This window comes from Nocardia africana NBRC 100379, assembly GCF_001612635.1.
Taxonomy (GTDB): domain Bacteria; phylum Actinomycetota; class Actinomycetes; order Mycobacteriales; family Mycobacteriaceae; genus Nocardia; species Nocardia africana.
The window spans coordinates 578,921-599,336 of the sequence record NZ_BDAV01000005.1 but is presented as its reverse complement, the minus strand read 5'-3'; the positions used below and the strand labels follow the sequence as shown (position 1 = coordinate 599,336).

General features: G+C 65.5%; 21 protein-coding genes. 18 read left to right on the top strand and 3 right to left on the bottom strand.

All coding sequences use genetic code 11. The features are described from left to right. The first annotated feature begins 23 nt into the window (after window positions 1-23). The 18 genes from NA3_RS08015 (at window position 24) to NA3_RS36715 (ending at window position 16,687) form a co-directional block, all read left to right on the top strand. Window positions 24-848, top strand: a complete 825-nt coding sequence (locus NA3_RS08015) for a hypothetical protein (protein WP_063917337.1) — start codon at window positions 24-26, stop codon at window positions 846-848. A 66-nt stretch (window positions 849-914) separates the two neighbouring features. Continuing rightward, entirely contained in the window at window positions 915-1,304 is a 390-nt protein-coding gene (locus NA3_RS08010; protein ID WP_128145413.1) for a hypothetical protein, read from the top strand. Between the two features lie 23 nt (window positions 1,305-1,327). Beyond that, complete coding sequence (locus tag NA3_RS08005) at window positions 1,328-1,687, top strand: hypothetical protein (protein ID WP_128145412.1); 360 nt, start codon at window positions 1,328-1,330, stop codon at window positions 1,685-1,687. Window positions 1,688-1,691: 4 nt separating this feature from the next. After that, window positions 1,692-6,218 (top strand): phage tail tape measure protein, encoded by a 4,527-nt coding sequence (locus tag NA3_RS38115; protein ID WP_062962845.1) that lies wholly within the window; start codon window positions 1,692-1,694, stop codon window positions 6,216-6,218. Continuing rightward, the gene (locus NA3_RS07995) at window positions 6,215-7,153 is read left to right on the top strand and encodes a hypothetical protein (RefSeq protein ID WP_062962844.1); all 939 of its coding nucleotides are present in this window, start codon (window positions 6,215-6,217) and stop codon (window positions 7,151-7,153) included. Before NA3_RS38115 ends, NA3_RS07995 begins: the two co-directional genes overlap by 4 nt. After that, a complete protein-coding gene (locus NA3_RS07990) occupies window positions 7,150-8,814 on the top strand; it encodes a Gp37-like protein (RefSeq protein WP_062962843.1) in 1,665 nt (554 codons plus the stop codon). Before NA3_RS07995 ends, NA3_RS07990 begins: the two co-directional genes overlap by 4 nt. Window positions 8,815-8,832: 18 nt before the next feature. Continuing rightward, window positions 8,833-9,408, top strand: a complete 576-nt coding sequence (locus tag NA3_RS07985) for a phage gene 29 protein family protein (RefSeq protein ID WP_084491331.1) — start codon at window positions 8,833-8,835, stop codon at window positions 9,406-9,408. Then, complete coding sequence (locus NA3_RS07980; protein WP_062962841.1) at window positions 9,405-9,944, top strand: M15 family metallopeptidase; 540 nt, start codon at window positions 9,405-9,407, stop codon at window positions 9,942-9,944. Before NA3_RS07985 ends, NA3_RS07980 begins: the two co-directional genes overlap by 4 nt. Beyond that, window positions 9,941-10,921, top strand: a complete 981-nt coding sequence (locus tag NA3_RS07975; protein WP_128145411.1) for a hypothetical protein — start codon at window positions 9,941-9,943, stop codon at window positions 10,919-10,921. Before NA3_RS07980 ends, NA3_RS07975 begins: the two co-directional genes overlap by 4 nt. After that, complete coding sequence (locus tag NA3_RS07970; protein ID WP_218021775.1) at window positions 10,918-11,217, top strand: hypothetical protein; 300 nt, start codon at window positions 10,918-10,920, stop codon at window positions 11,215-11,217. The genes NA3_RS07975 and NA3_RS07970 overlap by 4 nt, the downstream gene beginning before the upstream one ends. Beyond that, a complete protein-coding gene (locus tag NA3_RS07965; protein WP_062962838.1) occupies window positions 11,214-11,675 on the top strand; it encodes a hypothetical protein in 462 nt (153 codons plus the stop codon). Before NA3_RS07970 ends, NA3_RS07965 begins: the two co-directional genes overlap by 4 nt. Continuing rightward, entirely contained in the window at window positions 11,668-12,075 is a 408-nt protein-coding gene (locus tag NA3_RS07960; RefSeq protein WP_128145410.1) for a hypothetical protein, read from the top strand. Before NA3_RS07965 ends, NA3_RS07960 begins: the two co-directional genes overlap by 8 nt. Continuing rightward, on the top strand, window positions 12,072-12,749 hold the full coding sequence (locus tag NA3_RS07955; RefSeq protein ID WP_062962836.1) for a hypothetical protein: 678 nt from the start codon (window positions 12,072-12,074) through the stop codon (window positions 12,747-12,749). The genes NA3_RS07960 and NA3_RS07955 overlap by 4 nt, the downstream gene beginning before the upstream one ends. Then, window positions 12,749-13,087, top strand: coding sequence for a hypothetical protein (locus tag NA3_RS07950; protein WP_062962835.1), 339 nt, complete (start codon window positions 12,749-12,751; stop codon window positions 13,085-13,087). The genes NA3_RS07955 and NA3_RS07950 overlap by 1 nt, the downstream gene beginning before the upstream one ends. A gap of 321 nt (window positions 13,088-13,408) precedes the next feature. Then, a complete protein-coding gene (locus NA3_RS07940) occupies window positions 13,409-14,656 on the top strand; it encodes a hypothetical protein (protein WP_062962833.1) in 1,248 nt (415 codons plus the stop codon). Window positions 14,657-14,674: 18 nt separating this feature from the next. After that, window positions 14,675-15,085, top strand: coding sequence for a hypothetical protein (locus NA3_RS07935; RefSeq protein ID WP_062962832.1), 411 nt, complete (start codon window positions 14,675-14,677; stop codon window positions 15,083-15,085). A gap of 51 nt (window positions 15,086-15,136) precedes the next feature. Then, window positions 15,137-15,532 (top strand): hypothetical protein, encoded by a 396-nt coding sequence (locus tag NA3_RS07930; protein WP_128145407.1) that lies wholly within the window; start codon window positions 15,137-15,139, stop codon window positions 15,530-15,532. A 234-nt stretch (window positions 15,533-15,766) separates the two neighbouring features. After that, window positions 15,767-16,687 carry a hypothetical protein gene (locus NA3_RS36715; protein ID WP_128145406.1) on the top strand — a complete coding sequence of 307 codons (921 nt, stop codon included), beginning with the start codon at window positions 15,767-15,769 and terminating at the stop codon, window positions 16,685-16,687. 416 nt (window positions 16,688-17,103) lie between these two features. On the opposite strand, the gene NA3_RS07920 is transcribed toward NA3_RS36715, so the two are convergent. Genes NA3_RS07920 through NA3_RS07910 form a run of 3 tightly spaced genes read right to left on the bottom strand, consistent with a single transcriptional unit; the run spans window position 17,104 to window position 20,240 of the window. Further along, window positions 17,104-17,976, bottom strand: coding sequence for a hypothetical protein (locus NA3_RS07920; protein WP_128145405.1), 873 nt, complete (start codon window positions 17,974-17,976; stop codon window positions 17,104-17,106). A 33-nt stretch (window positions 17,977-18,009) separates the two neighbouring features. Beyond that, window positions 18,010-19,941 carry a hypothetical protein gene (locus tag NA3_RS07915; RefSeq protein ID WP_062962828.1) on the bottom strand — a complete coding sequence of 644 codons (1,932 nt, stop codon included), beginning with the start codon at window positions 19,939-19,941 and terminating at the stop codon, window positions 18,010-18,012. Beyond that, window positions 19,938-20,240: a hypothetical protein gene (locus NA3_RS07910; RefSeq protein ID WP_062962827.1), complete on the bottom strand. Its 303-nt coding sequence runs from the start codon at window positions 20,238-20,240 to the stop codon at window positions 19,938-19,940. Before NA3_RS07910 ends, NA3_RS07915 begins: the two co-directional genes overlap by 4 nt. Between the last annotated feature and the right edge of the window lie 176 nt (window positions 20,241-20,416).

Genomic DNA, 20,416 nt, shown 5'->3' with positions numbered 1-20,416 from the left:
CAATTCCCTCCGAGGAGGTAGTCATGAGCGTTCACGCTGATCCCGAAAAGGCGTATGTGTGGCTCGACGGCGACGGATACCGTGCGCCGGCGGGCACCGCGATGCCCACCGACCCGTTCGCTGTCGACCTCGTGTCCGGCGCCGTCCATTGGGATCCGTTCGGCGGTATCGAGGCCGGTTTCGAGCTGACCCCGACCCGCGACACCACGCCGAAGAAGGTGTGGAACCGCAGAAGGGCGCCATACAAGGTGGTCAAGTCGCCGACCGAAGAGCGTATGAAGATGCGGTGTGTCGACTACTCGGTCGCGTCCACGCTGACCGCGCTGCAGGGCGGAAGCATCTCCGAAACCTCGCCGGGCTCTAGCATTTTCGCGTGGAATATGGGGGACGACGAGGACTTCGCGTTGGTGGCGACCCTGCGCGACGAGGACGGTAACGCCGCCTTCTACTCGCCGAGGGTCACCCTGACCACCCCGCCGCCGCGCACATTCGGCAAGGAAGACCTCGACGGGTTCGAATTCGAGCTGCTCGCACTCGACCCGTTCATTCCGTTGACCTCGTGGAACCCGCTGTGGGGCAGCTTCGTGGTCACCCTGCCCGCGGGCAGCACCGGCGGAACCTGGACTCTCGGGTTCGGCGGGCAGACCACCAGCGGCATCGCCAACAACGCCGCGAACAGCGCGGTGCAGTCCGCGCTGGAAGGACTGTCGAGCATCGGCACGGGCAACGCGACCGTGACCGGCTCGGCGGGCGGCCCCTACACGGTGCTGATCAAGAAGCCCGGCCAGCTCACCGCGGACGGCTCGGGCCTGACCCCGTCGGGCACCGTGAAGGTCGACCGGGGGTAATCGGTGGCGACACAACGCAAGTCCGGCGCCGCAACGGCGCCGAACCGGCGTCAGCAGGCGCGGCCGGTGACCCCGGCCGCGCCCGCGGCGCCCGAACGGATCGACATCCTCGACGAATTCGCCGTCGACGGTGGCGAGCCCGTGCCGATCAGATTGCTCGGCGTCGACTGCGACGTGCGGCGGCAGTTCACCGGTGCCGAGGCGGTCAAGTTCTATGCGCTGGCCGAACGTGTCCAGATCGAGGAATTGCTGTCGCTGATCACCAGCGACGGGCCCGGACTGTGGGAGCAGGTCGGTCAGCTGACCCCTGAGCATGCTGCGAAGGCGCTCAACAGGATCATCAACCTGTCGGAGCTGCACAAGGGGGAACTCCTCGCGCCCCTGCCCTGGTCGGCCTTGTCAAGCCCGACCGCTGGGGCGCAGCCTTCGCCCGAGTCCAGCACTACTACGGACTGAACCTCCGCACGGCACTCGCCGAGATGCCGTACATGGATGTCGCCGCGCTGCTCGAAGATTCGGCAGCGCGCGACACCCAATCCGCCCGCGACAGCGAGAACATCGCCCGCCTGGTCGACCGCCTCGACTATGCGGCCACGTGGGAATACATCGGCGACACAACCGATCCCGACGATCCAGAGATCAAACGCGAGCGTGAAGCACGCAAGGCGGCCGGTATCAAACCGCCGCCGCGGCCGATCTTCGCGCCGGTCGCGCTGCGCGATCCGGACGTCACAGCCGAACTCGCCGAGCGCGCTCACGCCGAGCACAAGAAATACGAAGTGCCCCCGCCCCGCAAGGTCGGTTTGCGGGAGCTGATGGCCCGATTCGAAGGGAGGTGACCGCATGGCCGGTGGCCGGATCGACATCCTGGTAGCGCCCGACACCCGCGAATTCGTCGGCAAGATGCGCCAGCAGTTGCAGCCCGCGATCGGGGCGGCGACCGCGCTCGGCGGTGCGCTCGGGTTGGCGTTCGCCGGCACTGCCGCATTCGGTCAGGTCATCAAAATCGGCAACGATTTCACGAGCACCCTGAACACGATGCGCGCGGTCGCGAACGCGTCGGCCTCCGAGATGGCCGAGGTATCGGCGAAGGCCAAGCAGCTCGGCAACGACATCACCCTGCCCGGCACGAGCGCCAACGATGCCGCCGCGGCGATGACCGAGCTCGCCAAGGGCGGTTTCAACGTCAAACAGTCGATGGACGCGGCGAAGGGGTCGCTGCAGCTGGCCGCCGCCGCCCAGATCGACGCCGCGCAGGCCGCGACCATCCAATCGAGCGCCCTGCAGGCGTTCGGTTTGCAGGCATCCGACGCGACCCGGGTCGCCGACGTGCTCGCCAACACCGCGAACGCATCCTCGGCCGAAATCACCGACGTCGCATACGCCTTGCAGTCCGGCGGCGCGGTGGCCCACCAATTCGGATTGACCGTCGAGGACACCGCCTCGGCGATCGGTCTCATGGCCAACAGCGGCATCAAGGGCAGCGACGCCGGCACCCTGCTGAAATCGGCGCTGCTGGCGCTGACCGACCAGGGCAAACCGGCACAGCAGGCAATGCACTCGCTCGGCCTTACCGTGTACGACGCGCAGGGCAAGTTCGTCGGCCTCCACTCGCTGTTCGGTCAGATCCACGACGCATCGAAGCGGATGACCGACCAGAACTTCCAGGCCGCCGCGGCGACCCTGTTCGGGTCGGACGCGATGCGCTTGGCCGGCATCGCCGCGGAGAAGGGCGCGGAAGGCTACGACGCCATGCACGACGCCATGTCGCGGCAGGGGTCAGCGGCCGATGTCGCCAACGCGAAAATGCAGGGCCTGCCCGGCGCGATGGAGCGGATCCAGAACGCCGCCGAGGACATGGCGCTCGAAATCTACGACCTCGCGAAAGGCCCGCTTGAGCAATTCGCGAAGGGCGCAGCGACATTCATCACCGACGCCACCCCACACGTCGCCGATGCACTGCACACCGCCGCCGACGGCGCGGTCGATTTCGCACACGCCCTCGCGCCGGTCGTGAAGTTCGTCGCCGACCTTCCGACCCCAGTGCTCGCCGCGGCCGGCGCACTGGCCGCGCTGAGATTCACCAACCTCGGCACCACGCTTGGCACACAGTTCGGCAACGCGCGCGACAAGATCCGCGGGTTCAACGAACAGATGGCGGTGCAGCAGCAGCTCGCCGCCGCCAGCGGCGCAAGCCTGTCCCGCTATGGCGCCGCCGTCGCCACCCTCGAAACTCGGGTGCCCACGCTCGGCAAGATGGGCGAGGCCTACCGCAACGCCTCCGAGAGCGCGTCGGTGCTCGCGCGCACACAGGGCACCGTGGCTGCCGCGTCGAGCGGATTACGCTCCGCGGCAAGTGGCGTGGTCAGCCTCCTCGGCGGCCCGTGGGTGCTGGCGCTCACCGCGGCGACGTTCGCGGTCACCAGCTGGATCGAGGAGAACCGCAAGGCCGAAGCGCGGCAGAAGGCGATGAACGACCTCGCCCGCGAGGGCGCGAAACTGCGAGTGCAACAGTCGGAGATCTTCGCGCAGAACAACGGCGCGTTCGACACCAAAGCCATCGACGCCGCCACGCAGCAGGTCGGGATCCTGAAACGGTCGATGGACCAGCTGAGCGAGAAGCGTCCCGGATTCTGGGACAAGGCACTCGAGGCGCCGTGGAACGACAACGCGAAGAACGAAAACTGGCAGGCAGATCGCTGGACCGGCGCGAAAAGGATCATGGACGATCTCAAGATCTCCGATCAGCAGCTCGCCGAGACACTCGCTGACACAAGCAAATTCAATGACCTGAACAAAAAGCTGCAAGGCATGGGGCAGGACGGCCGATACGCGGCGTCCGCGCTGCAGGGAGCTCGCGACGAACTGCTGAAAACGCAGGAAACAGCGAAGAACACCTCGCCCGGATTCGCGACGCTATCAGCCGCGGTGAAGACCCTCGCTGACTCGTCCGCATCGGCCGCGGACCGCATCGACGCGATGAAGACCGCACTGCAGATCCTGTCCGGCAAGCCGGTCGCTGTGCAGGACGCGCTCGCGAAGTACAACCAGCAGGTTCGCGAGACCGCGCAGGCCACTGTCGATGTGTGGGACAAGACCCAAGGGTTCGGGCAGGCGCTGATCGGGCAGGGCGGTCAGGTCGACACCGCCACATCGAACGGTCAGCGGCTCTACGACTCGCTGACCAAGATCCGTGACGCCACGATCACCGCGGCCGAGGCCGGCGCGAACATGGATCCGATCATCCAGCAGAACGGCAAGCAGTTCGAACAGCTCGCCGCCTCAACCGGATTGAGCGTCGACCAGGTCCGCGTGATGGCCGAGCAGCTCGGCTACCTGCCCAAGGACATCACGATCCTCGCGAAGCTCAAGGGCGCCGACAGCGTCGAGCAGCAGCTCGTCGTCGTCGAGGGACTGCTGCGCACCAACGCTAACGGTGTCGATATCCCGGTCACCGCGCTCACCGACGACGCGAAGAAGAAGCTGGAGGAGACCGGCGCCAAGATCGAGCAGGTCAACGGCAAACCGGGCATCGTGCATGTGTCCGCGCCCGACGTGGCGGCCGTGATCGCGAAACTCGACGAGCTGATCAACAAAAACCTTCCGGACAAGACGCAGCGGATCAACGTCGAGTACCAGACCCGCGGCGAGGCCCTCTCGCAGCAGGGCAAGCCGTCGGACTTCGTCGGCCCGGTGACCGTGGCGCCGAAGCCACGCGCCGACGGCGGAATCGACGGGCCACTGCCGTCGCAGGCGACGATCCAGTCGCCGCGGTCGTCTCTGGTGCAATGGGCCGAACCGGAGACCGGCGGCGAAGCCTACATCCCGCTCGCGCCCGCGAAGCGTGCCCGCTCGACCGAGATCCTCGGCACCGTCGCAGGACATTTCGGGTTCGGGCTGACAAAGATGGCCGACGGCGGTATCGCCATCGACCGGGCAATGACGTTCCTGCGCGGTGAGGCCGGCAAGCCCTACCAGTACGGCGGCGTCGGCAATCCGTCGTGGGATTGCTCGGCGCTGATCTCTGCCGCCTACGCGCTGCTGAAAGGCCTCGAACCGCACGTCCGCTACTTCACCACCGAGACCGATTTCGCCCCGCTGGGATTCCTGCCCGGCCTCGACCCGACCGGCCGCGGTCTGTCGATCGGTGTGTTCCGCGGCGGTGGCGGCGAGTACTCGCACATGTCCGGCAAGCTCAACGGCACCCCGATCGAGTCCAACTCGAGCGGCGTGCACATCGGGCCCGGCGCCACCGATCCGGGCGACTCGCAGTTCCCGCTCAAGATGCATCTGCCGGGATCGGAGTTCAGCCCGCCGGACAACGGCAGCAGCCGAAAGAGCAAGCGGCGCAAGGAGAAGTCGTGGGACGAGTCCGACGAGCTCGATCTGCAGGCGGCGATCGTGTCGCGCGACAAGGCCAACGCTCAGGCCGCCAAGGATGCCGCCGACCCGAAGAAGGACGCTAACGACAAGAAGCAGGCGCAGATCTCGGCGCAGCAGGCGGACTTGCGGGTGCGGCAACTCGAGCAGAAGAAACAGGACGCGCAGGGCAGCGGGGGAGACGTGCCCGAAGCGCCCCCGCTGCAAGGCAATCTGACCGACGACCAGATCCGTCTAGCGGAGCTGCACCAGGCCGTCGAGGACGCCAAGTTCGATCGCGACGATGTGTACGCGGATAGTTCGGCGACGCAGGCCGACCGCGACAAGGCCGACCGCGACTATCAGAAAGCGATCAACGCGGAGAAAGCCGAGATCAAGAAACAGCGCGAGGAAGCGTGGGGGCTCGGCGGTTCGGGCAGCACCAACAGCCCGGTCGCGCTGCTCGGCGAAGCGGTCAAGTCCGCGGTGACCGGCGCGGCCGGTGAGGCGCTGTCGGCGATCGGTCTCGGCGGCGACATCGGCGGCACGACCGGCGCGCTGATCGGCATCGCCGCGACCGTGGCCCAGAAACAGGCATCCGACGCCGCCGACCAAGCCGCCGCGACGCCGACCCCGACATCGGCGAGCGACGACGAGATCAAGGCACAGGGACCGGTCACGCCCGGCACCTACAACTGGCTGCCGCAGCTGCTCAAGACCTTTCAGCTCCCGATGGTGCTGCGCGACCAGGGCGGCCCGCTGCCGCACGGTGTCGCCGCCCTGAATCTGTCCGGCGAGGAGGAATACGTGTTGTCCCCCGGTGACCTGCGCAACGCGCGCACGCTCGCGGCCAGCCGCGCCCCCGCGCCCGCTCCCGTCCACAACATCGACGGCAGCGTGACGATTCAGAACCTGCACACCGGCATGTCGGCGGGCGAGTTCCGGCGCGAGTGGCGGCTGATGCAGACCGATCAGCGCGACCGCATCACGGGATTGAGTCGCCGCGGATGATCCCACCGGACGACACTCTGATCGAGATCGAGGGACCGCGCGGCCAGATGTGGACCGTCGCCGGTGAGGGGCAATGGGATCAGGGCGTCGCCCTGGCCGACGAGGAGGCCGGCACCGACTTCGACGGCATGTTCGACGTGCCGACCACCGCGCTCTACAACTCGACGGCATTTCAGATCGGCGCCGACTTCGACGGCATCCGCGAGGACAAATACGATTTCGTCCTCGCGTTCGAGGTCGAGCCCGCGAACGGGCTCACTGTGGCGCAGGTCGATTCGCTGTTCCGCACATCGTTCAGCTTCAAGCGTGACTCGAAAATCTGGGTGACCGCGAACAAGTCGCGCCGGCATCTGCCGGTGCGGCTCGGCGGCAAACCGCGGATCAAGTCGAACAACGACCCCAACTCCGAGAAGGGGCTGCGGGTGCTGATGCCGCTGGTCGGCCGCTACCCGCGGTGGATCGAGGCACCGCAACCGTCGTCGTTCTACACCAAGACCGACACCACCGGCGGCGGCACCGAGACCGGGTACGTGTGGATCGACAACCCGCTGCCCGAGGACTACGACGCGTGGCCGATCTGGGAAGTACAGGCCTCCTACGAGGGTGTCACGGTCAAGCTGCCGGACTACTCGTTCGGCAGCGATCTGTGGGAGCGCGCCGAAGAGGACGCGCTTCGCAAGGTGCCGCTCGCCCCGCTGCATCTGGGCGAGCATCTGCGGATCACGACCGACCCGATGAGCATGGGCGGCCAGTACAACACCGCCACGAAGAGCGAATACGCCGGCCGCATGAACGGGCTGCGGTTCATGTATCCGATCCCGGGCGGCACCCCGCGCCAACAGGTCCCGGTCACGGTGACGAAGGCGCCGAAGAACACCCGGATCCGGGTCACCGTGCCGCGTGAGTGGCCCCGCCCGTGGGGGATGGACGAATGACGCTCGTTGCCGAGGAAATCGATTTCGACGCCGTATTCGGCGAGATCGTCGAGCGGATCCGCAAGGACGACGAGCGGCGACTGATCCCGCCGGTCATGACGCTCTACGACGGCGACATGGTCGCGGCCGGCGAAATTCACCGTGAGATCAGCGCGAAATTCACCCTGCCCGAGAACGAAACGGGCAAGGGTGTCGTCGAGCTGCCCGCGCAGTACTACCTCGCCCGCTGGATGACCAACGTCCACAAGCGGTCGAAGAAAAACGTGATCATCACCGTCGAGAAGGACGGGGCCCAATGGTCCGGATTCCTCGACGACCTCGAACAGTTCAAGGACCCCGAGACCGGTCAGCGCATCGTGCGGGCGACGTTCCTGCACGACTACGAGCATCTGAAACACATTCTCGTCTACTGCAATCCGTTCCTGCCGCCGGAATTCCAGTTCCCGCGCGTGTTCATCCTCGGGCCGCTGCCCGCACGGTTTGCGCTGACGCTGACGCTGTTCCTGCAGCTGCTGCGCCTCGAGGGCAACCTCTGGACGCTGCCCGACAACCCGCTCGACCCGTCGCAGTGGGTCAACCTCGACCAGTCGACGTGGTCGCAGGTGGTCGAGCCGGTCGACCTGTTCACCGACTCCTCGACGATCTGTTTCGTCCACTCGCGGTTCAAATACTTCCACGACGTGCAGAAACGCATCACCGATGATGCGCAGCTGACATGGCAGCCGCGGCGGCACAAGGCCGGCGATCCGCCACCGTGGCCCGGCGCGAATGTGAAACCGGGCGCGATCATCTGGAAGTTGGTCGACAACTCGGCATGGAACACCGAGACCAGTTTCGGCGGTTCGGTGTGGACCGGACTCGTGCGCGCAGTCACCGAGATCGCCTCCGACGGATACACCGAGGGTGTCGACATCATCGACGACCCCACCTTCCCGAACGAATACGGGCAGCCGAACTACTGGGGCACGATTCCCCGTGCGCCGCAAGTCATCCTGCGCGACGGCGAGCACACCGCCATCCAATCGAACTCGTTCCACTGGAAGCCGGCGACCGACGTCGGGTTCGTAGCCGGAGGGCACTCAGCCTACGGCGTAAACGAGCTCATCGGGGCAGCGGTCAACTTCGCCGGTGACCTGGTCAGCGCCATTATCCCCATCGGCGCACCACCACTCGGGGGCGTTTTCGATGCCCTCGCTAAGCCCCTCTACACCGATGTCGTCGCCGCCTGGCAAAAGATCAAGCTGATCGGCCGCGCGCAAGAGCTCGGCTGGTCGCACCTGCACGAAACGCTGTGCACGGGAAGCGATCGCGCGTACTGGGTGAACGCGCTCATCGCGCTACGCACGGGCATCTGGCGGACATCGGAGAAGACCACCCACACCGTGACCGTCGTCGACGGCATGGAGGGGCTGCGGATCGGCCAGAACGGCAAGGGCAACGCCTGGCTCGGTACCCGCATCGGCACCACCGTCAAGGACTGGGGCGAGCCCGGCCGCGTCTACGTCGACCGGATCAGCGAGCTCGTCCTCGAGTGGGGCCGCGACAAGGCCGTCGCGTGGACCATCACCGTCGGTCACCGCGACCCCGAGGACCCGATCGCGAAAGCAATCGAGATGGTCCAAGAGCTGTTCAGCATCACCCGCGACCTGGGTGTCCTGTAGGAAGGCGAGCGCGAACCAATGGCAGTAGGCCGTATCTGGCGTATCGAAGACATCAACCCGGACGACCCGGAAGAACGGTTTTTGCCTGCGCTGCAGTGTATTCCGCTCGGTCCGGCGATGCAGAAGATCACGATGCCCGAGCCGCTGGCGCGCATGATCTCCAAGCATCTCACCGAGTGCGGTTGCCCGCCAATGGATCCCGCGCTCGCGACCAAGCAGTACCAGCCGCCGCGCCGCGGGATCAATCACCCGCTCAACGGTGATGCCGACTGGGTGAAGCCCGGCACCCCGCCGCCGCCTGCGTATCTGGTGCAGGACCCGGAAAGCCTCACCCGGCACGAGCAGGAAGCGCAGCTCGAGCGGTATCGGCACATGGGCTACCGAATCGAGAAACCGGTACCCGAGCGCAGCACGCTCGCCGCCGAGGACGCCCTCGATGAACCACCGCGGTTCAACCCCACCGATCACACCGTGACCGAGGTGTGCGCGTACCTGCGCGAGCTCGGCGACACCGACCCCGTCGAGCGTGGCCGCGTCCTCTACGCCGAGCGACACGGCAAGAACCGCAACGGGATTCTCAGGAGGTTCGAATGAGTTTCCGCACTGCCTACGGCAACGCCTGGTCCGAGAACGGTTGGCGGATGTGCAACCGCGACGAGTGCGAAATCGTCGACGGCCCGCACATGGATACCGCCCCGCTGCGCTCCGGCGCTCCGGCGATCATCCTCGGCGATTTCGTGCGCCGCTACGACCGCGAGGTCGCACCGGTGATCTCGGAAGTGTGGGGGTGGTCGGCGCTCAACGCTGTGGGCGACTCGAATCACCTGTCGGGCACCGCGGTCGATATCAACGCGCCGCAGTGGGCGTGGGGAGTGCGCACCATGCCGGCCACCCTCGTCGACCGGATCGAGGCCCTCGTCGCCGAGTACGAGGGCGCCGTGTTCTGGGGCCGCTGGTGGGACCGCCCCGACGAAATGCACTTCCAGATCGGATGGCCGGAATCGGATCCGCGGCTGGACCGCATCGTCGCGAAGATCACCAACCCGACCCCGGCATACAACCCGCGCACCGACCCGTACGTGCGCACCGGATTCCTGCAACTCATCCCCCCGAGTAGGTGGCCGCAATGACCGTGACATGGGCTGACACCAGCCAGTACAACACCGACAACGGCGGCCGGCCGCAGCCGATCGACGCGTCGTATCCGCACCAGGTCTATTCGTTTCGCACGAACTCCGGCGACAAGACCGACACCATCGCGGTCGAGAACGCGCGCCGGGTGCGGGCGATGCTCGACTCCGGCAAGCTCGCCCTCGCCCTGCCCTACTACTTTTTCCGGCCCGGGCAGGCCAACTGCGACCTGCACCGTGACGTGCTCACCGAGGGCGGGCTGTGGGGGCACCCGCGGCTGGTCACGATGGTCGACGTCGAGAGCGCCAACGGACAGATCCGCGGCGACCAGTCCGACGAGGTCAACGACGAGGTCGACCGGCTGCGCGGCTGGTACGCCAATCGGAAACGCGTCGTCGGCTACCTGAACGCGGTCGCCGACCCCGGACTGTGGCGCACCCGCCCTGACGGCATGCCGTTCGTGACGCCGTCCTACAGCCACACCCCGGGCGTGTGGGCGTCGACCCCGCCGCCGCAGTGGATGCAGGCGCTCGCGTTCGCGCAGCAGTACACCGACCGCGGCCGGTGCGCGCCGTGGCCGAATCCGGTCGATCTCAATCAGTCCCCGCTCGAGCTGCCGCAACTGCTGGCACTGCTCGGAATCGAAGGAGGTACCGCCGTGTCCGATCCCATCGTCGACGGCGCCGGCCAACTGCACCCGTTCGCCGACAAGATCCGGCCGATCCAGCATCCGGACAACGTCAACAGCTCGACACGCTCGCCCGAGGCCGCCTGGCCGTATGACATGTGGGCCGACATGTGGAACGAAACGGTCTGGGACGGTTTCACCCTGCCCGGCGCCGAGGAAGCTCCCGACGCCGAGCGGCATTCGCTGGTCGGCTGGACGCTGACCGGTGTCGCCGAGGGCCGCGACCGCGGCGAGATCCTCAAGCGGATCGAGGCCAAGCTCGACCAGGTGCTCGGTGGTGCGCGGTGACGGGGCCGGCTATCGAGCCGGACGGCACGCCCTCGCCAGTGCCGCCGACGCAGGTGCAGCACCCGTGGCGCGCTATCGCCCGCACAGCGGTGCAGCTGCTCGTCGGGCTGCTGCCCGCGCTGCCGATATTCGTGCAGGCATCGGGGATCCCGGAGACGACAGCAGGAGTCGGCGTGCTGCTGGCCGTCTCGGCCGCGGTCACTCGACTGATGGCGGATCCGCGAATCGAGGCACTACTCGCCGCGGTCGCGCCGTGGCTGGCCGCAGCGCCGAAACCGCGCGAGGTCGAGAGGTGACCGACCCGGCGCAGCCGTGGCGATCATGGGCGCGCCTCGTGCGGCTGCGGGTGCGGCTGATCTGGCCCGAGGTCGTGCTGATCGAGGTGTGTGTTCTGGTCGCCGCGCTGTGCCGGGGCATCGACTATCTCGGCCCGCCGGCAGGCGGCACAGCGACGCTCTCAGTAGTCGAGCGGACTATGCCGCTGGATGCGTGGGCCGCGATGTTCATCGTCGGCGGGACGCTGGGGCTCGTCGGGCTGGTGGGGGACCGGTGGCCGCTGACCTCGTTCGGGCACGCGGTGCTCGCGGCGGCATATGCCGGGTTCGCGGTGGGGGCTTTCTGTGAGGTGCTGGGCCGGTCACCGGTCGAGGGGTGGCGTACCCCGACCGACTGGCTGCTCGTATTCGCGGTCGTGCATTGGGGTTACGCGGACGCGGCGCTGGATGTGTGGAGAGAGAGGCGGCGGAGTGGATGAGATTCTGCAGCGCGCACCCGAGTGGGCTGTCGGGGCAGTAGTGATCTTTGTCGCGCTCGGCTACATCGGCCGGACGGCGGCCGAAACGTCGGAAACGTGGGCCCGGCTGCTGGGGCCGTTGGGGCGCCGGTGGCGCGAGCGCGGGGAACGGCGCCGACAGATCCGGATAGAGCAGCGCGAAGCCCGGGCGGCCGATCTCGAGGACATGACGCGGCAGCGTGACTACCTGGCGGGTGCGCTAGATATCTGCCGCACCGAACACGAGGCCACCGCCGGCTATCTGCTGTATGACGCTCGCTGGCATTACGAGGCCAACCTCGCTGCCGCTGCAGCAGGTTACGAATCACCCGCGCACCTGTCGCTGCGGCAGTGGCGGGAAGTGAACGGAGTCGGACGGTGACAACACCAGGCAATCCTCCACTGCCGCCGCAGGGTTCATATCAGGTCGGCAGCGGGTTCGGGCAGAAGGACACCCAGGAAGTCGCGACCTCGAAAATGACCGCGGGTGTCCTGGGCACCTACGAAGACGTGCAGAGCAAGATCGGCACCAACATCCACACGCCGATTCTCACCGCGCAGGGCACCGCGTCCGTGGCTCAGGCCGCGGCCGGCACCGCGTACACACAGGCGCAGGCCGCGATCAACGCGGCGGCGAACGCGAGCAACCTCGCCGACATGGCGTACGCGAACGCACAGTTCTGGCAGCTGGAGTTCGCGCAGTCCTCGGCCGAAGTGGTCCGCGGTACGGGTGAAGTGCTGGTCGGCCCGATGCTGAACGTCCGCGACGATCAGCTCGCGATCCTGACCGATATTCACGCGCGATTCCTCGAGCAGCACGGCGGCCTGACGTTCGAACTGCGCATCTGGAATGCCGACAACACGGCGTACCGAGTGGCCTATACGTGCGTGATCGAGCCGAACGTGACGCGCCGTCATTTCCCGGCGCTCACGGTCGGTGTCGCGGACCTCGAAAGTTTCTGGGTGTACGTCACCGACATTGTCGGCACCGCCCCGCCGACCGTCCTGCAAATCTGCTGCGCGGGTGTATTCACCCCGGATCCGGAGTTCGCATAATGAAGACATTTGAATACATCGCGGAATCTCATGGATTCCAGGTGTCGCTCACTATTCAGCCGAACCGTGAAGCTCTGTGGGCCAAGGCGTTCGGTGTCGAAAGTCTCGACGGCCTGTTCGACATGACGCCGGTCGAGGAAGCGATTCCGCGGTTCGATGCCGCGATCCGCCGATTCAACGCCGAATCCGAGGAACTGCGTCCTCTGCTTGCGGCGGATGACCCGGTCGGGTTGCGCGGCAACCGCGGCATATTGATCAGGCTCCGCAAACAGATGGCGCAGCAGGGCGGCACGATCTCTGGAGCGGCCGACGAGAGTGAACCACGGGAGACGATGTGACCAAGAGTTTTGAACAGCGCGCCGGATCGATTCAGAACACGGCCCTCGTGGATTCGACCCGGGATCTGAGGACGCGTTCAATTTCTGCTTCGATGTGCCGACTGTCGACGGCCTGTTCCCACCGGGCACAACCGGTGCAGATGCGCTGCCAATCCTGCAGGCGGCACTGAGTCGCGCTTATGCGAATCGGTCCACGATCGAAGCATTCGCGCCGCCCGGAACGATTGGCTTTCTCATCTACCACGGTGTCACAACAAGTCTGGTCATGCTGCGGAACACCGCGCGGGACTATGGCGGCACAATCCAGGGCGCATACCCACAGTGAGCACCTACCTGCGGCGGCACTGGCCGCTCGCCGTGGCGGCGTGGAGCGACCTCGACGCATATCACGCCCGCCCGAACGAGAACCCGATTCAGCCGCCGTGGAAGCGCACGAACTCGTCGCGCACAGTGCAGTTGGTCAGCAATCAGCTCGTGATCGCCGATGCCCTCGAAACACCGTTCCAGGTCGGTGGGGTGTCGTACGAGATGATGCCGTTCACACGAAATTACGGGTGCGAGTACGACTTACACATCGATGGAAATATTGTCCAGCAACAGTTTTGGGCGATGGCGATCTCGCCGTCTTGGGCAAAGGTCGGTTTCTCCGATCTAATCAATCTGCCCATGGTGGCCATATGGCGTGATGTGGCGTCGACGACACAGAACATTCGGATCATCATCTATCGCAGCCTCGCGCAGATCGACACGCTCGCGCAGTCCAGCAGCGTCGGTGGCCTGATCAACAATCAGTGGTACCGGCTGAAAATGCTGGTCGAGCGTGACCGGCTGATCCGCGTGTACGTCAACGACACGTTCCTCTTCGCGTACTGGCTGCCCCAGCAATACAAGTCCGGGCCACTGGCCCGCGGCATCAACATGCTGAATCAGACCACCAATCCGGCGTATGTGAAGAACTTCGTGTTGTACGACCGGCAATCGGATTTCCCGACCATGGTCGAGGCCGATTGGGCGACCGTGAAGTCCGACGAATTCGACCGGCCCGACGGCGCGGTCGGCAACGGGTGGGTGCAGGTCGGCGCCGACGCCGGGATCGTCGGCGGCAAGTGGGGGAGCACCGGCACGGCGAACGGCAGCCGCGCGTTGCTGACCAACACCGGTGCGACCGACGGCGTGCAGCGTGTCGTCGGGAAGTTCGGCAGCGCACCGAACAGCACAGCCGATAGCAGTCTGCTGCTCAGAGTTTCCTCCGACGGCACGACCGGCCTCGCGGCCAATTTCTACAACGGCCGCATCTATCTGGCCAGGTTCACGGGCGGATTGGCGAATCCGACCATGGTCGATTATCAGAGCGACGCCGCGAACCTCAACGGCACCGAGACGGTCGCATTCGCGTGCGACGCGCAGCACGCGTGGATCGAAGTCAACGGCGCGACCGCGGTCATGGCCGATTTGAACAACCAAGTGCCGGTGGCGGACTCGTGGGCAGGCGCCCGCGTCGAACGCACCTCCGGCACGAACTCGCCCTCGTGGGACCGACTCAGCGTTTTCCGACGCGCCGCCGCGTAGCAAGGAGGCACCCAAACCATGACCGTGATCAGCGACAAAGTCACCGATATCGCGGGGCTCGGCGAAACCGACAACGTCGTATTCGAAACGACCGTGATCCGAGACAACATCGGCGAGACCGCGATCGTGACCACCCGCCGCCACAGCTACACGCCAGGCGAAGACGGCACCTTCACCACCGACAATCTCGATCCCGGGCCCGCACGAGTGCGGATCGGGTTGCACACCTACAACATCGAGATCCCCCACACCAGCGACACCATCCGGCTGATGCCGCTGATCGAAGCCGCGCTACCGATGCCGGCCACCGAGACCGCGGTCGCAGTCCACAACTACGGCGGCATATCCGGCATGAAGGCCGTCTCGCAGTCCTGGTGGGATTCCAACCCGCACGACCCCGCTACCTACTACGTCGTGCTGCCCGACTGATCGGAGGAACCGAAAATGATGCCGAAGCTGTACCCGAGATTCCATCAGAGCTTGCTCAACGGCGAGATCTCGGTCGCGCACACATGGAAAGCGACCCTGCACACCTCGTCGTACACGCCGGATCTGGACAACCACCGGTATCAATCCAGCCTCACCAACGAGGTCGCCAACGGAAACGGCTACACGACCGGCGGTCTCACGCTGGCGAACAAAGTGCTCGCCTACGATCCGGTGACTGATACCGCGTGGATCAAGTGCGACGATCTGATCTGGGATCCGTCGACGATCACCGCCCGCTATTGCGTTATCTCGGACGTGAATCCCGGTGCGGCAGCGACGAATCCACTCATCGCGCTGTACGACTTCGAGGCGAACAAGAGCAGCGACAACGCTCCGTTCAAGCTGACCATTGCCGCTACCGGCATCGTGCGATTGCAGGCGCAATAGCCTATGCCGCTCTGGCTTCACGGCGACGCGCCGACCGGCATCTACGTCGGCGACATCCGGGCCCGCCGTGTCTATCTCGGCGATATCGAGCTATGGAACGGCGACATACCGGTCGAGCTCACGCTCAAGCCCGCCCGCGGCACCGGATCCGCACCGGCGCCAACACTATCGGCCGCAGTCATCGCCACCCTGCCCAGCGCGGCCGGCGTCGGATCCGCCCCGCCGCCGTCGGTCGTGGCGGGCAGCGGCGCCGTCCTCGCGCCTGCGGTCGGCGTCGGATCCGCCCCGCCGCCGGTCCTGTCGTCGGCGGTCACGATCCCGCTGTCGACCGCGACCGGTATCGGCACCGCCCCGGCGCCCAATATCGGCGAGGTCGTGCTCACGCTCTCGCCTGCGCTCGGCAGCGGCTCGGCCCCCGCGCCGTCCGTCGGCGGCGGTGCGGCGGTGACACTCTCGGCCGCCGCGGGCGTGGGTAGGGCGCCGACCCCCTCGGTTGCTGCGGGCGTGACCATCGCCCTGGCACCGGCGACCGGCAGCGGCAGCGCTCCCGCTCCGGATTTCGCGTCCGGTATCACGGTCACCGACGATTTCAACCGAGCGGACGGCGGTCTCGGCGCGAACTGGACGACGATAGGCGCGAATGCGCCTGTCATCGCGTCGAACCGCGCGCAGGCCGGCACCCCGGGGATTGGTCAGACGCTCGCCTATATAGCCCGGCACAACACAGCGCTGACCACCGATACGCAAGAGGTCGTGTTCGTGCCGATCGCCGCCACGGTCGGGCCGACACCAGCGCAGGGCGCCGGCGCCTTCCTGCGCAGCACGAGCGCAGGCAATTTCGTGTGCGTGAGCGTGACCGACACGCAGGCGTTCATCAACACCTACATATCCGGCACATTCACCAACCGGGCGACGAGCGGCACGATCTCGGCGCCGACGAGCGTGCGGTTCACCGCGGTCGGCAACGTCTACTCGGTCTATATCAACGGCAGCGCAACCGCGGCGGTGACGTGGACCGACTCGGGCGCGCTGATCGGCATCGGCTCGTCTAACCGCTACTTCGGGCTGTTCTCGAATGCGGTATACAGTTTCAGCGGCGGCAACCGCGGCTACGCCATCGACTCGATCATCGCTCGCGACGGCGTCACCTCATAGCAGGACCCACCGACAGAAAATTGCCCGCCGGACCAATCCGGCGGGGCGATTTCGTGCGTCTGCGGTCAGGTCTTGCGGCCGATCGCCGCATACGTCGACACCTCGGCATCGGTGGCCTTGCCGATCGGCGGTGTCACGATGCCCGGCTCGTCGAGCACCGGGCGCTCGAAGAATGCAGCGAAACCGTCGCCGAGGCGGCCGAACGTATAAGCGTGTCGCAGAACACGATTCGCCGCATGGTCGGGGCCAGGGTTTGCGGTCGCGGCGCTGTGGGGCGAGCTGCTGGTCGAACCGGCGATCGTCAGGTGAGTTTCGCGCCCTGTCGCGGTCCAAGGGCGCGGAAAATTAGGCTCCGCCACGCCCCCTACGGCAGGGTCATTGCTGCCCCAGATGGCGGAGCCAGCAGACCCGCCGGTCTAGCCCAGCAGTTCCCCACGACGCATACGCTCGATCACCGCATCCGACGACAGCTCATCACGGGACTCAGGGTGCTGCCAGTAGAAGCGCACCAAATGGAGCAAAAGTGGCGGGTCAATTCCGAGGACCTGTGGGTGTAGGTCCATATATTGTTCGTAGTATCTGCGCTGCAGGTAATCGATAATATTTCTGCCGATTTCGACCTGAATGCGGGTGCGCGGATTGGGGATAATGCGCACCGCCCGTGAATTATTGACTATAGCTGCGAATACCGTATCGATATCCTCCCAGCCGATTACCCTGACCGATGAACCCAGCGAGAGTGTTATTCCTTGCATGTCCAAAGTGGCAGAAGGTCCCTGCTTGTTTCTTCCGGCGATAAGGAAGCTTGCCATCACCAGAATCAGCAGTAGGACTACAACCACCACAACCAGCCCGCCGACGTCAACAGCCGTCCTGCCAGTGTCTTCCGAGTTGGACAGGTGGGTGAAGAACAACGCACCGCGCACCACGATAAATATGGCTCCAACCACGAGCCAGATTATCAGAGTCGGCTTCCAGGAAGATATGAATGGCAGCCGCAATCCCGTATCGCCGTTGACCGACATATTGCGAGGCAGGGTAGTGCGCCGCACCCGCAAATGCGGCAACAGTGCGACGATGAAACTAAGAGCCATCAGCCCGATCATCACACCATAGAAAGCTCTTAGTGAGTCTCCTTGGCGCGCGAAATCCAAGGTATAGGGGATCGATACCAGGACCATAACACCGAGGAACACCAGCAAGAAGGTGATCTTGGTAGGAATTCTTTCCTTTCCCCAGTCGCTCGGCCAAGCAAGCATCGGGGATTTTTCTTCGGCGTTTGCAGACAATGGCGGCTCTCCTGGTCGGTTGTGCGAAACACGCTACTTGAATGGCTGTTCGGCGAGCCAGCCTCCCAACGCGCCGCCACCGAAACCGACCAGAGCAGCGCCCATACCGGCGCAAAATGCCGACCCGACCGGCCCTCCGGCGGAACACAGAAGCGCCCCGCCCTCGGCACCGGCGAGCGCTCCAGCCCAACCACCTGCGGTCCCACCTACGGCATTCGCAATAGCCTCGTCGGCGGGCTTTCCGTGCTGCCAGTCATCGTAATTGACCCACGCATTGACGGCACCCCCGAGCGCTACACCGCCGAGCATCTTGCCGTCGGACTTCAACAACTGTCCGATTTCAGCCTTACTAGCTGCGTCGGTCGCAGAGTCCATCGCACCGGCGAACGCGTGTCCCGCACCGGGGGTACTCGTGTCGAGCATTTGCAGCGCTCGCAGTTGGCTGAGGTGAGACTCAGCCATCGCTTGCCCAGCTTGGCTAGCCATGCTCGAGCCGGCGGCGGACGACCACTCCCCGGTCGCGCCGGCCATTCCAGCAAACGCGGTCGCAGCCGGATGACCGACCACGGTGCCCTTGGTGGAATCGTAGAAGCTATTCCATTCCGAGCCCGACCACGACTTCACCGCGTCCCAGACCGTTGGTTTCGGAGTGCCGGGCGGAACCTTGTTCGGATCGAACGAGAGCACAGAGCCATCGGGGAAAGTGGTGACCAGTTGTCCGCTGTCCAGCTTGGTCGTTGCTGTTCTCCCGTCAGGGTAGGTGGTGACGATCTGGCCGTCTGGCTTCAAGGCGGACTGAACGCCAGCCGAATTCGCGGTGCCGACCAGGTGCGGCTTACCGTCGGCGCCCTGCGTGTACTCCTCAAACGCCCGAAATCCATCGGGGCGCTGCCACTGCCGATCTATCGCACCGTTCGGGCCGAACTTGTCGGTGGTGATGCCGCCGTTCTGCGGATACGACTCTGACACTTTCGCCCCCCGCGATCCGTCCGCATTCAGCGTGTAGGTGCTGGTCTTGCCGTTGCCCTCGGGCACTGTCTGGAACTGCTGCGATTTCCCATCGGCTGCGGTAACGGTCATACCGACAACACCGGCGCTGTCCGGTTTGGTCGTAACCGTCGTGATGGGCGGTTTATGGTCAGTGCTTTCCGTCGTGATCGTCAAGCCATCCGGCTGTTGCACCGACGTGGAAACGGTTAGCGTCCCATCAGGATTCGGCGTAGTCGTGGTCTTCGAACCATCGGCGTTGGTTACCGTGATCGGGATACCCTGCTCGAGCTTCATCGCGTCACCGAGTACGGGCGGCAACTCGCTCGGCTTTGCCGTGTCCGGATGCGTCAGACCAGGGAACAGCGTGCGAATAGCCTTGGGCGGCAACTCATACATGGCCACCTGGTTGACCGCAGCGTTCGCGATGTCGATCGCCGCTTTCGCGCCGACGGCAGTGTTTTCGGCATTCTGGAGCGCGCCCAGCATCGCTACGTGCTGCTGCGTCGCCTCGTATTCGACCTGAATGAGCGCTGTCGTAACGTTCGCGGGCACAGATTTGGGGTCCTTGCCTGCTGCGGCCTTGATCGCGGCTTGTTTGGCGACGCTGGTGACGGTGCCATCGTCGGCGACCTCAAAACCCATGCCCACGATCAGGTTTCGCTTGTCGATGACGAACTGTCGGGCGTGAGCCAACTCCGTTTGCTGCGTCGTGAGTGTGGTTTTCAGGCCGCCGACCTTGTCCATCAGATGACTGCCTGCCGTCTTGTCGGCGTTCACGCGCGCGGCTGCGGAGTCCGCGCCTGCACCCTTCCATGACTCGGCCAAATGGTCTTGCTGGGTGACCATCGACTGTAAAAGCTTGTCCCCGTTGGTGACAACGGTGTCGAAGCGAGTAGCGAACGTACCCAGCAGGTCGGGCTTCCACTTCTCGACTTGGGAGATGGTCAGCGTCGGGCGGCCCGGGCCGGGACTCACTTCAGCCCACCCATCTCCCGCAATTTCGTCGCGAAGTCATCATCGGTGACCTCATACTTGTCACCGACGCCCTTCGCGATCTCGGCCATCTCTTGCGGGCGCGCAGCGAAGAACGTCAGTCCACCCTTGACCTGGTCACGTGCTGCGAAAACGGTCGCCGCCAAGTCGACGCCGGGGAACGGGTCGGTGCCATCGACGGGCGCGGTCACCCCATCCACCAGCTTGCCGATCTCCCCCGACAGCCCGTCCAGAAACTTCGCCCACGCCCGCAGCGCGTCCGGATCGACTTTCATGCTCATCGGTGGCGCCCCCCTTCGTCGTCCCCAAACCTTCGAAAATCGCCCTGATGATACCGAAAACAGCCCGCTGAGCCGGACGACGACTTTTGGCTCTCGCGAGCCAGCCATCTGCCAGTGAGCGGCGGTCAAGAGGGCAGATAGCGGTGAGCAGGCTGACGGACGTGGGGAACACCAAA

Coding starts and splice junctions, on each gene's coding strand:
- NA3_RS08005 (WP_128145412.1), top strand. CDS start 1,328: ATGCCGTACATGGATGTCGCCGCGCTGCTCGAAGATTCGGCAGCGCGC.
- NA3_RS07975 (WP_128145411.1), top strand. CDS start 9,941: ATGACCGTGACATGGGCTGACACCAGCCAGTACAACACCGACAACGGC.
- NA3_RS07990 (WP_062962843.1), top strand. CDS start 7,150: ATGACGCTCGTTGCCGAGGAAATCGATTTCGACGCCGTATTCGGCGAG.
- NA3_RS07985 (WP_084491331.1), top strand. CDS start 8,833: ATGGCAGTAGGCCGTATCTGGCGTATCGAAGACATCAACCCGGACGAC.
- NA3_RS08015 (WP_063917337.1), top strand. CDS start 24: ATGAGCGTTCACGCTGATCCCGAAAAGGCGTATGTGTGGCTCGACGGC.
- NA3_RS07950 (WP_062962835.1), top strand. CDS start 12,749: ATGAAGACATTTGAATACATCGCGGAATCTCATGGATTCCAGGTGTCG.
- NA3_RS07935 (WP_062962832.1), top strand. CDS start 14,675: ATGACCGTGATCAGCGACAAAGTCACCGATATCGCGGGGCTCGGCGAA.
- NA3_RS38115 (WP_062962845.1), top strand. CDS start 1,692: ATGGCCGGTGGCCGGATCGACATCCTGGTAGCGCCCGACACCCGCGAA.
- NA3_RS07995 (WP_062962844.1), top strand. CDS start 6,215: ATGATCCCACCGGACGACACTCTGATCGAGATCGAGGGACCGCGCGGC.
- NA3_RS07910 (WP_062962827.1), bottom strand. CDS start 20,240: ATGAGCATGAAAGTCGATCCGGACGCGCTGCGGGCGTGGGCGAAGTTT.
- NA3_RS07980 (WP_062962841.1), top strand. CDS start 9,405: ATGAGTTTCCGCACTGCCTACGGCAACGCCTGGTCCGAGAACGGTTGG.